A 15,828-nucleotide genomic window follows, 5' to 3' on the forward strand; every position below is an offset into this window, starting at 1 on the left:
CTCTTTATTTATTTTAATTCTAATTATTTTAATTTTTTAAAAACTTCTCCTATGTTTTCGTGTATAACTAAATTTGCAAAATTGTCTTGTTCAGTCTTAGATTTATTTATTAACACGAGATTTTTTCCTTGAAAATAATGTATAAGGGAAGCAGCTGGATACACAATAAGGGAAGTTCCGCCAATAATTAGCGTATCAGCTTTGGATATTTCGTTTATTGCTTTTCTAAAAGTATCTGGATCAGGAACTTCTTCATACAAAGTAACATCTGGTTTTATAATTCCGCCACATTTTGAACAATGAGGGATGTTTTCAGTGTCACAGATTTCTAAAAATTCTTCCAGATTGTATTTTTTACCGCAAATAACACAAGTATTGCTGTCAACAGTTCCGTGCAGCTTCAAGACATTTTTACTTCCAGCCATTTCATGCAGACAGTCGATATTTTGAGTAATAACAGCCGTCAATTTTCCATCTTGTTCCAGCCCTGCCAAATATTTATGAGCAAAATTTGGTTTTGCATCGGGATAAACAAGATGTTTTTTATAAAAGTCATAAAATTCTTCTGGATATTTTTCGTACATTGTGTGGGAAACAAGTTCTTCTGGAGAAAAATTCCTATCAAGTTTTAGATTGTAGACTCCGTCTGCACTTCTAAAATCAGGAATGCCAGATTCTGTGGAAACACCTGCACCTCCAAAAAAGACGATTCTTTTGCTTTCATCAATTATTTTTTGAAGTAAACTTATTTTATCCATTTTTATCACCTTGCTTTTTTTACTTTATTTTTCTATTATTGTTATTATTAAACCCACCATTGAAATAGAGGGCTTTTTTAAAAAATTTATTGTAAAAAAATTATAAATATTTCAATTTTCCTCTAAAATCTTCAATAGTTTTGTATCCTTTTTTATCCATAATAGCTTTTAATTCGTTAGTTATTCTCTCAAAAGCAGCAGGCCCTTCCTTGTGCAAAGTTGTACCAATTTGAACCATGCTAGCTCCACATAGAATATGCTCAAAAGCATCCTGCCCTGTAAGAACTCCGCCTGTTCCAATAATTTTAATAGATGGATTCAATCTTTTGTAAAATGCGTGAACATTGGCAAGAGCGGTTGGTTTTATATATTTTCCGCCAATTCCTCCAAATCCATTTTTAGGTTTTATTACAACGCTTTCATCTTCAATTACAAGCCCGTTTCCAATGCTGTTTACACAGTTTATGAATGTCAATGGAAATTTATTGAATACTGCGGCTGCCTGATCGAAGTGGACAATGTCGAAGTAAGGAGGCAATTTTACTCCAAGCGGCTTTTTAAAATATGAAAAAATATCTGTTAATAATTTTTCAGTAGTTTCCAGATCATAGGCAATTTGTGGTTTTCCTGGCACATTTGGACAAGACAGGTTAAGTTCTGTTATCCCGTTAAAATTACTTTCCTGAACTTTTTTTAGTAATGCGTGAGTATCTTCTGTTGACATTCCAACTAATGAGAAAAAGAAAGTTCTGTTAGGATGTGTTTTCTGTAATTCCAGTAAATAATCTAGATAGTAGTCAAATCCCAAATTTGGAAGCCCCATTGAATTTATACTTCCTAAAGCTGTGTCGTGGTATCTAGGCTCAGGATTTCCAGGACGTGGCTGTAATGTAGCAGTTTTTGTGACAAATGTTCCAGCCTGTGAATTTATCACTTGTTCCAGTTCATTTCTGTCATAGCAGCAAACTCCCGCCGCATTCATAAAGCAGTTTTCAAATTCAAAGTTGCCAATGTGTGTTTTTGTAGTTGCCATTTTTCCTCCTAAAATTTATTATTTTATTTTTATTTAAATTACAGATGTAAAGCTGACTTGTAGTATTGGATAGCTAATTTTAACTGATCCGCTTCTTCGTAAAGTTTTGCAACTTCGATGACATTGTCGGAAATTTTAAGATATTCGCTGCCTTTCAAGTTTTGCTCAGCCACATCGAATTTTCCAAGTTTTATACAGCATTTTCCAAAATTGAATTTAAGTTTTGCGTCGTCAATTTTTCTCATATCAACTTTTGCATTTTCACGTGTTTTTCCTTCAAAAAAATGGTTATAATTTGTGTAGGCAAGATTATAGTTCTTTTCATCAGCAAATATATTTCCAAGCAGTGCAAAGGCTTCCAAATGATTTTCGTCTGCAAGCAATGTCAAATAGTGTTTTGCAAGAGTCATGTTATTTTTGTCGGTATAGAGTTTTGAAAGAACTTCCTGCGCTCTTTTGTTATCAAAATCATCCGCCGCTGTTTTGAGATGTCTTTCGGCAGTTTCAATATCCTGTTTTTCTCCATACAGTTTTCCAAGTAAATAATACGATTCACCATTATCTTTGGCTTTATGTAAATATTCTTCAGCCAGATCAACCTGTCCGTTGTCATAATAAATTTTGGCAAGCAGCACCTGAGCTTCCTGGTCTCTCTCATCAGCAACAGGTTTTAAATAATCTATTGCCAGATTTTTCTTTTTATATAGATAATACAATTTTCCCAGATTATATTGAGCTTTCTGATTCCCATTATTTATTGCCAGTTTGTAATAATATTCTGCCATTTCAAAGTTGGATTTTCTTTTGTAAACCGTCCCGAGTTTGTCCTGCAGTTCAAAATCTCCACCGTCAGCAATTTTTTTTAAGTATTTTTCGGCCAGATTCAGTTTATCATATTTAAGATAAATGTCCGCAAGTATGAGAAAAGCCTTTCTGCTTCCACTTTTTGCCGCTTCCTTCAAATATTTTTCAGCCAAGATGTCAGAACCGCTGTCATAGTAACTTTTTCCCATTTCATACAATCGCCCTGAATTATCGTTTTCCATATTATCGAAACTTTCAAATTCGATATTTTCCATAAAATAAACCTCCTGTTTTTCAATATTTATTTTTTTTCTCCAAATTTATTATTCAAAGTTTGGAGTTTAAATTTAAAATTATTACATTATTATATTATACTATATTTTTTTATATTTGTCATATTATTTCAGAAAAATAAAAAAATTTTTAAATAATTTTTTATAATTTTAGATTTTTAGTTAATAAACTTTATTCAAAACAGTTGCATAATTTATTATTTTGATGATTTTAAAATACATTCTTAATAAGGTAAATTATATAAATAAAAAATGCACCTCAAAACTTTTTAATTTTCATTAACCAGTTTATTGGTACATATTCTTTTTGCTTAATATTTTGTTTTTTTAGAGCTTTAAAATTATAAGCTGTTTTCCCTTAAATATTCTTCCACGTCAAGTCCTGCAATTGCTCCGCTTCCTGCCGCAATTATTGCCTGCTGGTATCTGTTGTCCTGAACATCACCTGCTGCGAAAATTCCAGTAGCACTTGTTTTGGAGGATTTTCCTTTTGTTACAATGTAGCCTCTGTCGTCAATTTCGATTTTTCCTTCAAGGAATTTTGTGTTTGGAGTTCTTCCAATTGCTACAAAAATTCCATCTGCTGCTAGAGTTTCAGTTTCGCCTGTCTTGTTATTTATGAGCTCTATTCCTGTAACTTTTTCATCGGCTAGCACTTTTTTGGGAGTGTAGTCTAGTTTCCATTCGATTTTGCTGTTGTCTTTTGCTCTTTTTTGCATAATTGCTGAAGCACGTAACGTATCTCTTCTGTGAATAACTGTAACTTTGTTGGCAAATTTTGTTAAAAAGACAGCTTCTTCCATCGCAGTATCGCCACCACCGATTACAACGACATCTTTTCCACGGTAGAAAAATCCATCACAAGTGGCACATGCACTAACTCCTTTTCCGATATTTTCCTTTTCGTTTTCAATTCCAAGATATTTTGCACTTGCCCCTGTTGATAAAATTACCGTTTTTGTTTTTATAATATTTCCATTATCCAAATGTAATTTAAATGTTTTTTTCCCATTATTTTCAATATCTTCAATGTCCTTTACAACAGCCTGTAAAAATTCAGTTCCAAAATTTTTGGATTGAGCCTTTATGTCTTCTATTAGCTGCGGGCCTGAAATTCCCTGTGGAAATCCTGGAAAGTTTTCAACTTCGGTTGTTGTTGTCAATTGCCCACCTGGCTCCATTCCATTTATAATTATATTTTTTAATCCTGCACGGCTTAAATAAATTGCGGCTGTCAGTCCTGCCGGCCCTGAACCGATAATTACTGAATCATACATATTTTTTCATCATTCCTTTTTTAGTGATTTTTATTTTTATAAATTATGATAAGAGATCATAATCACAAAGTTTCTTTTTTAACATTAAAGTCTAGCAAAATTGAAAAAAACAACCGCTAGACTTCTTTTATAAATAAATATATCTTTAAATAACGTATTTTTATCTTACAATACTTGGTTTATTTCTTCGTAAAGTGATTCTTTTGAGTGTAAACCAACTAATTTTTTAACAGGCTTTCCATCCTTGAATAAAATTAATGTAGGAATGCTTTGGATTCCAAAAGATTGTGCTAGTTCCAATTGTTCGTCCACGTTTACTTTTCCAATTGTAGCTTTTCCTTCCATTTCACTTGAAAATTCTTCAATAATAGGAAGCTGCATTTTACAAGGTCCACACCATTCTGCCCAGAAATCCACTAGAGCCACCCCATTTGCAATGCTTTGTTCAAAATTATCTTTATTTAAACTTAATGCCATTTTACATCAACCTCTTTCTTTAGTCATTTTTGTTAAGTTTGTAATTTATAGTTTATTTTTTAAAATAATTATGTTATACTATCTTTAGAAAATCAACTATTCAATTAACTAATTGAATAGTATCATATTTAAAATAAATTGTCAATATTTTTATTACAAAATTTTAAAAATGTGCTCAAACTGCTTCAATATTAAATTGGTTAAGGTCAAATGAACTTGGGGCTTAAAATAATCATAACTTTTGAATTTAATGAGATTTAGTATAGATGTGGAAAATAGAAAGGAGCTTAATTAAATGGATAAAATATGTGAAAACTATAAAAATAGCCTGTATTCAGGATTGTCAAAAATTGGAAAATGCCTGTCCAGCGAAAAAAGAATCGAAATACTGGATTTACTTGTACAGGGCTCAAAAACTGTGGAAAGTATTTCAAATGAAACAGGGATGAGTATTGCCAACACTTCAAGGCACTTGCAGGTTTTAAAGGATGGAAATTTGGTTATTAGTGAAAAAAAGGGAAATTATGTTGTTTATGAAATCGCAAATACGCAAATAATTGATTTGGTGTATCTTTTAATTGGGGTAGGAGAGCAGCAACTGGCAGATATTCAGCGAATACACAATGAGTTTAATGATAGCTGCATGAAAATCCGTCCAATTACTTTGGAGCAGGCTTACGAAATGGCAAAAGACAGAGAAGCTTTAATAATAGATTTACGTCCGGAAGATGAATTTAATTCAAGTCATATAGAAAACGCAATAAATATTCCAATGAAAAATCTTGAAAAAAATTTAAAGAAATTACCAAAAGATAAGGAAATAATCGTTTATTGCAGAGGACGGAACTGCGCCTATGCAAATCTTGCTTCCAAACTCTTGAATGACAATGGATTTCATGCTTACAGCCTGAATCAAAGTTATTATGATTGGCAAAAATATGATAATTTTTGAGTTTGATTGTAAAAATAATAAAGAGACTATTTCAAAAAACTTTTGAGACAGCCTCTATTTTTTTAATATTTGAATTTTACATTTGAAGATTCAGGTCTTCCAACTGATTTTTTCTCTTTAACGTAGTTTATAAAAGATGTTTCAACACCTAAATGTGTATTTACCCCTTCTCTTCCAGGAGTTGAAGTAATTTTACCAAACGTTGCATATCCATCTTTTCCTGCAGCAATATATGAGTTTGTTCCTACAGTATAAGTTTTTCCTGCATCAATTGGAACCCATTTATTTGTTTTTGCATCAAGCACCTCCACTTTTTTAACTCTTGTTCCAAGAGTTCCTGCCTTAGTTGCCTCAAATCTTATTCCTGCTCCATATGGGAATGCTCCTGAAGATCCTCCGTCAAGTGCAAAATTCAGTGCATCTTCTATTACCTGTTTTATTTCTGCACCATTCATTTTCAGAATATAGATTGTATTTGAAGTAAACGGAAGCAATGTATAGGCATCATCATATGAAATTTTTCCAGGTACCAATGAAATTCTGATTCCCCCTGAATTCATTATTACCATGTCAACGTTACCTGTTCCCATATTTTTAAGCATATGCAGAACTGTTTCAGATACAAGTGTTGTAGCAAGTGATCCCTCAGGATTTTTATCATTAGGTATTCTGTTTGCTGATCCACCAGGAATTTCCTGTGTTATATTTCCTATTTCCTTTTTACCAAGTTCATTTTTTTCTGCTTTATATCTTGCAAGCACTTTTTGAGCAGTAGGGTCTTCCTTAACAAATTTTATATCTTTACGGCTGTTTATATATTTGATAATATCTTCTCTTTCTTTTCCTTGAAGCTCGCTTTTTTCACCTTTATCATTTTTAACTTCAAATGAGCTGTCACCAATAACTATTGTAGGCTCTGCTTTTAGTTCAGTTATTACACCTTTATCATCAAATTTAACTTTCATATTTCCAACCATATGTGAGTAACACCATGCTTCTGCAACATACACAGGTTCTCCTGCTGGTGACATTATTTTTTTAGGATATTCTGCAACAGGTTTTAATCCATATTCTTTATAGTTTTCTCCCAATAGATAGTGAGTATCTCCTGTAATAATCACGTCTATTCCCGAAACTTTTTCGGCGATTTCAAGATTTTTTTCATATCCTGCATGTGATAGGAAAATTATCTTGTTGATTCCTTTTGCCTGAAGTTCTGCTACCATTTTTTTGGCTGTTTCAACTTCATCGTGAAATTTTATATCTTTTCCAGGACTTGAAGATTCAATGGTTTTTCCTACTACATCTAATCCCACAATGGCAACATCCTGTCCATCTATTTTTTTAATTACGTAAGGAGTCCATTTTCCCTCCAAAATACTTCCCTTATCAGGAATAACATTAGCTGAAACTACAGGTATCTTTAATTCATCAAGGAAATTTTTTAAGACAGTATTACCATCATCAAATTCATGATTTCCTAAAGTGAACAAGTCAAAATGTCCTACATTCATAAGTGCCGCATCAGCTTTTCCTTTAAACAAAGTGTAATACAATGTTCCAGAAAGAGCATCTCCTGCATGCAATACCAGATTATTTTTACTAGATTTTTTTAAATCTGCTATTCTTTGAATCATTCTTGGCATTCCACCAACATTGACAGTAACTTTTTTCCCATTAAGAACTAAGTCCATTTTTTCTTCTTCAAGATGTGAATGGTGATCGTTAATGTGGATTAAATTCAACTCCAATGTTTTAGCAGAAAGTTTGTTTTTTGAAGCTGTTTTTTTTCTAGTTGCTCCCATAGCTGATATGCTTATAGCTGCCGCTAAGCCCAATAAAATTAATTTTTTCATGTTTCCTCCTTATAAGTTTTTATTTTTTCAATATGATTATATCCTGACTTTTTTAAAAATCAAGAATAATTTAATATTTTTCAAATATACTTAAACTTCTTTAAAATCAAATCATTAAAAATTAAAGAGACTTAAAATTTGAGTAAATCATAACTTTTAAATTCTGTTTTAAAGTAGTTTTATTGTAATTTATTTATCCAAACGATTTTCTTTTATTAAATCAAAATATTTATTTAATGACGGGGAACCAAAGTTATTTAACCATTCCTGTTTTGGAATTGTGCAGTATTTGGAATAATATTTTGTGGTAACATTTACGGGATTTTTTTCATTCCCGAATAATCCTTCCTCCTGTATTATTCTTCCATAAGTGCTTAAAGAAGAATTAAATGTATCTATCATTTCCATATTTTTGTTATCTTCGTGAAATGAACGGAGCAAAACCTGCTTTATAATAAATCTGCATCGAAAGTCCCCCGGAAATATTTCCTGCACGTTTTTAAAAGTATCATCAAATTTTTTATCTTTAAAGGGATCTTTTATATTTCCAAACGAAATTATATTCATCATCAAAAATAAATATATTGCCACTTTTTTCATAAACAACCATCCTTTCTTTTTATTCTAAAAACTAAAAACTATATTCAACGTATTCAAAAATAGAATTCTGTATTAATATATTCACAACTTTTGAATTTAGTTTTAAAATGACATCACTACTATATTATAACCTGATTTTAAAAAAATGCACATTAATTTTTTTAAATTTTAAAACTATATTTAAAATATAATTTAAAGTATACGTTTCAAAGCAGGAATGTTTTTTTAGTTTAATAATTTTAAAATGGCAAAAAACAGCATAAAATAATTTAAAATTTAAAATGTTTTATTATTTTTATGAAATATTTGCAAAAAAATGCAAAAAAACGCTTGACTTTATAGAAATTAAAGTTATAATATTAAAGAGGAATAATATGAAACTAAGTGAAACTAAAAATAATACTTAGTTAGAAAATAAAGATTAAATTAGAAATAAAATCAAATTGTTTTAAAATATAGCAATTCCAGTTTAAAATGAGAGTAGAAGGTTAGGCTGTATCTGTAATCAATCCATTGATTTTTACATATTTTTACTCCAATTTTTTAGTGGATTGACTATAAATATAAAATTTTAATTGTGCAGCTCAAAATGCAGGAGTTGACTAATTTTTAAAAATTAAATTTTAGGACAGTTTGAAAAAATTTAATATTATAATTTTATTTGGAGGATGTTATGAAAAAGAACAAAAAAGAAAATCAGATTTTTCTTACGTTGCAGACAATAGGAAGGGCGTTCTTCCTGCCAGTTTCAATTTTGCCGGTTGCTGGATTGTTATTAGGTTTAGGGGCTTCGTTTACAAATCCTAAGACAATAGCATTTTATCATTTAGATGGATTACTTGCACAAGGGACACCTATGAATTATGTCCTTACTGTAATGAATAACGTTGGACTTGCAGTATTTGCTAATTTGCCTTTGATATTTGCGATGGCGGTAGCATTGGGAATGGCGAAAAAGGAAAAAGGGGTTGCGGTGCTGTCTTCTGGACTTTCGTTTATAATAATGCATACAACTATTAAAACGTTATTGGTATTTAGCGGAAAAATTTTACCTGATGGGACTGTTTCTGAAAAAGTGCTGGATGGTGCGATAAGTTCCGTTCTTGGTATACAAACGCTTGAAATGGGAGTGTTTGGGGGAATTATAGTAGGACTTGGAGTTGCATTTTTGCATAATAGATTTTACAAGACAAAACTTCCTGCGGCAATATCATTTTTTTCAGGAGTTAGATTTGTGCCAATTATATGTACGTTTGCTTATATTGTTGTAGGATTTATTTCCTTTGCGATTTGGCCAGTTATTCAACAGGGAATATTCTCGATTGGAAGAGTTGTAACAGGTTCAGGGGACATTGGAATATTTATTTTTGGATTTATGGAAAGAATATTGATACCTTTTGGACTTCATCACATCTGGTATATTCCATTCTGGCAAACAGGACTGGGTGGAAGTGCAATGATAGACGGAACAATGGTTTCAGGGGCACAAAACATATTCTTTGCAGAATTAGTATCGCCAAATACTACACGTTTTAGCATTGATGCGGCGAAATTTATGACAGGAAAATATTCATTTATGATGGGTGGACTTCCAGGAGCAGCTCTTGCAATGTATCATTGTGCAAAACCAAATAAAAAGAAAATAGTTGGAGGATTGTTACTTTCGGCGGCTTTAACAAGTTTTCTTACAGGGATTACAGAGCCTATTGAATTTACATTCTTATTCGTAGCGCCTTTCGTATTTGTTGTTCACTGTATTTTTGCAGGAATTTCATTTGCACTTATGAGAATACTTGATATAGCGATAGGAACTACTTTTTCTTGTGGACTGATAGATTTCACATTATACGGAATATTACCAGGAAATTCAAAAACACATTGGCTTAGATTATTGCCAATATTTGTAATATATTTTGTACTTTACTATTTCTTCTTTAAATTTGTTATACAAAAATGGAACTTGAAAACTCCAGGAAGGGAAGATGATGATGAAGATACAAAATTATACACAAAAGATGATTACAATACTATGAGAGATAGCAGAAAACAGGGAGCAATAACAGAAGATACAGTTTCACAGGCAATTATAGATGGACTTGGAGGACTTGATAATTTTGGTGATGTTACGTGCTGTGCAACTAGACTGAGAATGCGTGTAAATAATATGGATTTAGTAAATGAAGCAGCATTAAAGCGTACAGGAGCAATGGGAGTTATCAAAAAAGGAAGTGGAATTCAAGTTGTATATGGGCCTACTGTGTCAGTTATTAAAAGTAACTTGACAGAATATATCGAAAAAATAAAAGAACACGGCATGGAAGCCTCATTTGCAGAAGAAAAACCAGCAAGAAATATAGATTTGAATGTGTTGAACTTGAGTGAAGATAGTGTAAATGAAAATTATGAATCGCTAGAGGCAATAAATCAGATAATTGCTCCGTATAAAGGTAAAATTTACGATATTGAAAACATTAGTGATAAAATATTTAATACAAAGGTTCTTGGAGATGGTTTTGCAATTGAAATTGAAGGTGATGAAATAATTGCTCCAACTGACGGAACAGTAGTAAATGTTTATACAACAGAACATGCCTTTATCATTCAGGATAAATTTGGACATAATATTCTGATACACGTTGGACTTGGAACAGCGGGATTAAATGGAGAAGGTATAAAATTATTTAAGAAAATAGGAGATACAGTTAAAAAAGGCGAAAAAATTGGTGCATTAGATAGAAATGCGATAACAAAAGCAGGAATTTCGTTAATTTCACCTGTAACTTTCTTAAATGTAGACAAGGCAAAATATGGTATAAAAGTTGAAAAAACTGGAAATGTGGAAGCTGGGGAAGAAACAATTATATTTATAACAAAAAAATAATTAACATAATAAAGCCTCTATAATTATATAGGGGTTTTTATATACATTATTAAATTAAAATATATAATAATTTTAATAGATATTAATTAGAATTTATAAAAAGTTTTTCTTGAAAATTTTTCTAATATTCGATAGAATAAAAAAAATAATATAAAGATTGGATATGATAAAAATGCTTAAAAATGAAAGACAGGATATAATTTTAATGAAACTTAATAATAAAGGTAAAGTTGTAGTCGGAGAACTTGCGATTGATTTGTCCGTTTCTGAAGATACGATAAGAAGAGATCTCGCTGAAATGGATACAAAGGGACTTCTAAAAAGAGTTTTTGGTGGGGCATTGCCTTTAAACAGATATGCTTTAAATTATACGGAAAGACAGAATTTTGAGCCTGAACTAAAATACGAACTGGCATTAAAAGGTGTAAATTTACTAAAGGATGGGCAGTTAGTTGCGATAGACGGAAGTACAACAAATCTTCAATTAGCAAAAGCTATTCCAGTTAATTTGTCACTAACGGTAATTACCAATAGCCTAGCTATAGCAAGTGAGCTTTGCAATCACAAAAATATAGAGATAATAATGGTTGGTGGAAATCTGTTTCAAAAAATTATGACTAATGTGGGAAATTTGGCAGTAGAGCAAGTAAAAGAATATTATCCAGATATTTGTTTTATGGGAGCTTATGCAATTCATCCGTTAATGGGGATAACAAGCCCTTATGAAAAGGAAGTAAGTGTAAAACGTCAGTTTATAAAGTCTTCAAGCAGAGTTGTGACGTTAATTATACCAAATAAATTTAATGTAATAATGCCTTATAAAGTGTGTGATATGACAGATGTTACAACTATTATAACAGATAAGAGTGTATCAGCGGAGATACTGGAAGAGTATGAAAAAATAGGAATTGAATGTATTTGAGCAAGGAAGGGGGCAAATGCCTCTTTTTTTGTCTTGAAACTACTGAAAAACTATAAAAATACAAGGAGCTTAAAATTACCAGCCCCTTGCAGTAAAGAGAAAATTTATTTTAGAAGTTTATCTAAAAGGATAAATATTTATATTCTTTGTTCCGTTCTTGAAATAATATCATTTTGTGTAGTTCTGTCAAGTGTAACAAATTGTGCACAGTATCCAGCTACTCTTACGATAATATCTCTATGTTTTTCAGGTTCAACCTGTGCCTGTTTCAATGTTTTTCCTGAAATAATGTTAAATTGGATATGCCATCCTTTTGAACTTATAAATGATTTTATTACATTTACAAATTTTTCGAATTGTTCTGGAGTATTTACCAGTTCAGGAGAATATTTTTGATTTAGCAACTGTCCACCTGTAATCATCAGAGTTGGCAATTTATTTACAGAATTTAATACTGCTGTCGGGCCGTTTGTGTCAGTTCCCTGAGTTGGAGAACCTCCTTCGGCTGCTGGTGTATAAGCGTATCTTCCGTCTGGAGTGGCACCACTTACTGTTCCCATTGGTACATTTGAAGAAATTCCAGATGTTGAAACTCCATAACCGCCGTTAATTGGGCCTCTTCCATATCTTGTATTGTGATATTTTTGAATTTCATCAATATATGTCCAGTAGATGTTTGTAGCAAATTCATCCACTTCATCGATATCATTTCCATATTTAGGTACTTCCAGCAATATTTTTCTGATTCTTTCTCCATTTTCGCCTTCATAGTTTGTTTGAAGGGCATTGTAAACTTCTTCCCTTGTTAAAATTTTGTTATCAAAAACTGTTGTTTTTAAAGCATATAATGAATTTGCGGCATTTGCAATTCCCACTTGAAGTCCTGAAATAATATCATAAACTGCTCCACCTTCTTTTGCGGAAAGTCCTCTTCCAATACAGTCATCAATAAGACTTGACAATAAGATGTCAGGAAATTCTTCTAAATGTGTATCAGCCAATGCATCAAGTGCAACAGATAGTTTTGTATAGTGTTTCATATATTTTTTCCATGCTTCCCATAAATCCTCATAAGTTTCATAGTCAGTCAGTTTCCCTGCTTTTAGTAATTGAAGTCCAGTTCTGGCATCATAACCGTCGTTTAACACAAGCTCGGTTGCTTTTACAAAGTTTAAAAAAGTCATTCCTGTACATCTGTAACCCCATTTTCCAGGAACAGCAACTTCCACACATCCTACCATTGAATAATTATAGGCATCTTCAATTTTTACACCTTTGTTTAACAATGCGGGAACTATTATTTCATCTGTATGCATTGCAGGCATTCCATAACCTGTCGCAGCCACTTCTGCACATTTTCTGATGAATTTTTCTGGAGAATTTATATGAAATCTTGCAGATAAATTTGGCTGTGTAAGCTTATTTTCTCCAACACTTTCCAGAATTAAATAGCTTAATTCATTTGTAGAATCTTTTCCGCTTGGAGTTGATCCTCCTATTGTAACATTCTGATAAGTTGGATAACCTGCGCCGTAACCAGAATGCGAAGTTGAACGGACTTTTATTACAGAATATAATTTTATCCATAGGCATTGCAGCATTTCCTTTGCAAATTCCCTGTCTAAATTTCCTTCCAAAACATCTTTTTTATAAAGTGGGTATAAATATTGATCCACTCTTCCAAGAGAAGCCGAATGTCCATTACTTTCAATCTGAATTACTAAATGAATGAACCAGATTGCCTGTACTCCTTCCCAGAATGTTTGAGTAGGATTTTCAGGTACGTTTAGACAGTTTTTCTGAATCCGAAGCAATTCTTCTTTTCTTTGAGGATCAGTTTCCTTTTCAGCCAGTTCTTTAGCCAAATTTGCAAATCTATGAGCAAAGTCAATAGTTGCCTGTGCCACAATTTGTACAGCCTTTAAAAAATCAATTTTATTGTATCCGCCATAAACTGTAATATCCACTTTTTCCATAGAAGCCTTAGCCTCTTCTATTACTCCCTTTAGTCCTTTTGTCAAAACCTTTTTAAAATCAGGTACAATATGTCCGTCACCAGAAGTCATATTTCCTTCACCATGAATAATTTTTACAGTTCCAGCTTCTTTTATTTCCTGAGGCATTTGAGCATGAGCCTTGTCTTTCAGTGTTTTTCCACGCCACCATTCACAAATTTCCAAAAGTTCTGGGATTTCTTCTTCAGGAATTCTGAATTTATCTCCATCTCTATGGTCAAAGTTTCCTTTTGCCTTGATTTCATCAACAATCCAATCTACTGCATATTCTGGAAAAAGCGGAGCTGTTCTTTCGTCAACAGACTGATTTCCTACAATAAGTTCTCCGTCTTTTATGTATATTGTCATGTTTTCTAAAATTTCTTTAACTGCATAAGCACGAACAATGTATTTTGATTTTCCTTCATGTTCTTTGTATGCTTTTGTCAAAAGTCTGCCTCTTTCGACACTGACACCAGGAAATTTTGATAAAGCCGATTCTCTTAATTTTTTTACTCTTTCACTTTTTAAAACAAATTCTCTCATTGCTTTTTCCTCCATTTTTTATTTTAATATCCTATCTTTATTTTCAATTTTTTATCCATTCAATCTTGCCTTTAATCCATAACCTTTCATTATTTGTAAAGCATTATCGAGTTCTTCTTGTGTATGTTTTTCGAGTGTTTTCATCGGATACGGCATTCTTAATTTTCTATATTTTTCAAGTCCCATTGTGTGATAAGGCAGTATATTTACTTCCAGTAAATTTAATTTTTTCAAAAATTTTGCTGTTTCGTGAATATTCTTCTCATCATCGTTTATTCCTTTTATAAAGGGAAATCTCATAATAATCTTTTTATGCCATTTTGAAAGTTTTGTAAGATTTTCCAAAATTAGTCCATTTGTAACGGAAGTATATTGTTTATGCTTTTCACTGTCCATATGTTTTATATCAAATAATACAGTGTCGGTTAATTTTGCAAGTCTTTCAAGTTCCTTGTAACTTCCAAATCCAGTTGTTTCAATAGCAGTATTTATGTATTCATCTTTCAATCTTTCAAATAATTCTGTTCCAAATGCTGCATTTACAAGTATTTCTCCGCCACTTAATGTAACTCCTCCTCCAGAGTTTCTATAAAATTTTTCATCCTTCATCACAATTTTAAATACATCTTCAACCGTCATATCCTGTGCAACTTTTTTTAACGCACCAGCAACTGGACATACACGGCAGGGAGTATCAAAATCTTCACATAAAAAACGGTTATAATTCCAGAAGTTATCTTTATTTATAGTGATGGAACTGTTTTCTACCTTTGTGCAGTCTCCACATTTTGTACATTTTCTTGAATCCCAGTAAAATTGGTTTTCAATTTTTTGGGTTTCAGGGTTAGAACACCACAGGCATCTAAGCGGACATCCTTTAAAATAAACAACTGTCCTAACCCCTGGTCCATCAAATGTGGCTCCTCTTTCAATATCTGTAACCAAAGCTCTCATATCCGTTACACCTCTTTTCTTTTTGAAAAATACTTATTAAGTTTCATTTTGTTTCTTTATATTTCGATTTTACATTATTTTTGAAAATTTGTCAAGAGTTTTATTTAATTTTGTAAAAAAATTTATAAAAAAACCTGCAATAAATAATAATTGCAGGGAAAAAATTATTTTTTCATTTTGGGGTGTTATCTTCTACTTAGGATGTAGTAAATAACCACAAGTTGAACTAATATAAAAACTATATCCCGTTCCATTTGGACATCACCCCCAATCATAATATGAATTAGGTAACGAACCCAAAAATATTATAGCAAAACTTAATACAAAAAGCTAGTTCAATTTGAACTAGCCCTTGTCGTTGTTTTTTTCATATTATGATTGTTTCTTTACATGTTAATTATAACATAAAGAAAGTAATTATTCAATTAAAATTTTTGAAAAAGTCGAAAAAAAGCATTGACTTTTCTTAAATTATGTATTA

12 protein-coding genes are annotated in these 15,828 nt (G+C 31.7%); 3 read left to right on the forward strand and 9 right to left on the reverse strand.

Annotated elements, in window-relative coordinates:
• Positions 1-23: 23 nt before the first annotated feature.
• The 5 genes from HW275_RS07840 to trxA form a co-directional block, all read right to left on the reverse strand.
• Positions 24-758 carry an NAD-dependent protein deacylase gene (locus HW275_RS07840; protein ID WP_178935991.1) on the reverse strand — a complete coding sequence of 245 codons (735 nt, stop codon included), beginning with the start codon at positions 756-758 and terminating at the stop codon, positions 24-26.
• A gap of 100 nt (positions 759-858) precedes the next feature.
• On the reverse strand, positions 859-1,791 hold the full coding sequence (locus HW275_RS07845; protein ID WP_178935992.1) for a dihydroorotate oxidase: 933 nt from the start codon (positions 1,789-1,791) through the stop codon (positions 859-861).
• Positions 1,792-1,829: 38 nt separating this feature from the next.
• Positions 1,830-2,870 (reverse strand): lipopolysaccharide assembly protein LapB, encoded by a 1,041-nt coding sequence (locus HW275_RS07850; protein WP_178935993.1) that lies wholly within the window; start codon positions 2,868-2,870, stop codon positions 1,830-1,832.
• A gap of 359 nt (positions 2,871-3,229) precedes the next feature.
• Positions 3,230-4,165 (reverse strand): thioredoxin-disulfide reductase, encoded by a 936-nt coding sequence (trxB, locus tag HW275_RS07855; RefSeq protein WP_178935994.1) that lies wholly within the window; start codon positions 4,163-4,165, stop codon positions 3,230-3,232.
• 165 nt (positions 4,166-4,330) lie between these two features.
• Positions 4,331-4,642: a thioredoxin gene (gene trxA / locus HW275_RS07860; protein ID WP_178935995.1), complete on the reverse strand. Its 312-nt coding sequence runs from the start codon at positions 4,640-4,642 to the stop codon at positions 4,331-4,333.
• Between the two features lie 295 nt (positions 4,643-4,937).
• Here trxA and HW275_RS07865 point away from each other — a divergent pair, with 295 nt between their 5' ends.
• Positions 4,938-5,594 (forward strand): metalloregulator ArsR/SmtB family transcription factor, encoded by a 657-nt coding sequence (locus HW275_RS07865; RefSeq protein ID WP_178935996.1) that lies wholly within the window; start codon positions 4,938-4,940, stop codon positions 5,592-5,594.
• A gap of 62 nt (positions 5,595-5,656) precedes the next feature.
• On the opposite strand, the gene nadN is transcribed toward HW275_RS07865, so the two are convergent.
• Entirely contained in the window at positions 5,657-7,450 is a 1,794-nt protein-coding gene (nadN, locus tag HW275_RS07870; protein ID WP_178935997.1) for an NAD nucleotidase, read from the reverse strand.
• 189 nt (positions 7,451-7,639) lie between these two features.
• Positions 7,640-8,050 carry a hypothetical protein gene (locus HW275_RS07875; RefSeq protein WP_026747826.1) on the reverse strand — a complete coding sequence of 137 codons (411 nt, stop codon included), beginning with the start codon at positions 8,048-8,050 and terminating at the stop codon, positions 7,640-7,642.
• A 673-nt stretch (positions 8,051-8,723) separates the two neighbouring features.
• Between HW275_RS07875 and HW275_RS07880 the strand changes: the two genes are divergently transcribed.
• Positions 8,724-10,931, forward strand: coding sequence for a glucose PTS transporter subunit IIA (locus HW275_RS07880; RefSeq protein ID WP_178935998.1), 2,208 nt, complete (start codon positions 8,724-8,726; stop codon positions 10,929-10,931).
• Positions 10,932-11,103: 172 nt separating this feature from the next.
• Positions 11,104-11,853, forward strand: a complete 750-nt coding sequence (locus HW275_RS07885; RefSeq protein ID WP_026747828.1) for a DeoR/GlpR family DNA-binding transcription regulator — start codon at positions 11,104-11,106, stop codon at positions 11,851-11,853.
• A 137-nt stretch (positions 11,854-11,990) separates the two neighbouring features.
• Here HW275_RS07885 and HW275_RS07890 read toward each other — a convergent pair whose 3' ends face one another.
• Both HW275_RS07890 and HW275_RS07895 read right to left on the reverse strand, forming a co-directional pair.
• Positions 11,991-14,393, reverse strand: a complete 2,403-nt coding sequence (locus HW275_RS07890; RefSeq protein WP_178935999.1) for a glycyl radical protein — start codon at positions 14,391-14,393, stop codon at positions 11,991-11,993.
• A 51-nt stretch (positions 14,394-14,444) separates the two neighbouring features.
• Positions 14,445-15,347, reverse strand: a complete 903-nt coding sequence (locus HW275_RS07895) for a glycyl-radical enzyme activating protein (RefSeq protein ID WP_178936000.1) — start codon at positions 15,345-15,347, stop codon at positions 14,445-14,447.
• Positions 15,348-15,828 lie beyond the last annotated feature (481 nt).

Origin of the sequence: Leptotrichia sp. oral taxon 223 (assembly GCF_013394795.1) — a bacterium.
Classification (GTDB): Bacteria; Fusobacteriota; Fusobacteriia; order Fusobacteriales; family Leptotrichiaceae; genus Leptotrichia.

Bases quoted from the DNA above. Each gene is read 5' to 3' on its own strand.
- HW275_RS07840 (WP_178935991.1), bottom strand. From the start codon at position 758: ATGGATAAAATAAGTTTACTTCAAAAAATAATTGATGAAAGCAAAAGA.
- HW275_RS07845 (WP_178935992.1), bottom strand. From the start codon at position 1,791: ATGGCAACTACAAAAACACACATTGGCAACTTTGAATTTGAAAACTGC.
- HW275_RS07850 (WP_178935993.1), bottom strand. From the start codon at position 2,870: ATGGAAAATATCGAATTTGAAAGTTTCGATAATATGGAAAACGATAAT.
- trxB (WP_178935994.1), bottom strand. From the start codon at position 4,165: ATGTATGATTCAGTAATTATCGGTTCAGGGCCGGCAGGACTGACAGCC.
- trxA (WP_178935995.1), bottom strand. From the start codon at position 4,642: ATGGCATTAAGTTTAAATAAAGATAATTTTGAACAAAGCATTGCAAAT.
- HW275_RS07865 (WP_178935996.1), top strand. From the start codon at position 4,938: ATGGATAAAATATGTGAAAACTATAAAAATAGCCTGTATTCAGGATTG.
- nadN (WP_178935997.1), bottom strand. From the start codon at position 7,450: ATGAAAAAATTAATTTTATTGGGCTTAGCGGCAGCTATAAGCATATCA.
- HW275_RS07875 (WP_026747826.1), bottom strand. From the start codon at position 8,050: ATGAAAAAAGTGGCAATATATTTATTTTTGATGATGAATATAATTTCG.
- HW275_RS07880 (WP_178935998.1), top strand. From the start codon at position 8,724: ATGAAAAAGAACAAAAAAGAAAATCAGATTTTTCTTACGTTGCAGACA.
- HW275_RS07885 (WP_026747828.1), top strand. From the start codon at position 11,104: ATGCTTAAAAATGAAAGACAGGATATAATTTTAATGAAACTTAATAAT.
- HW275_RS07890 (WP_178935999.1), bottom strand. From the start codon at position 14,393: ATGAGAGAATTTGTTTTAAAAAGTGAAAGAGTAAAAAAATTAAGAGAA.
- HW275_RS07895 (WP_178936000.1), bottom strand. From the start codon at position 15,347: ATGAGAGCTTTGGTTACAGATATTGAAAGAGGAGCCACATTTGATGGA.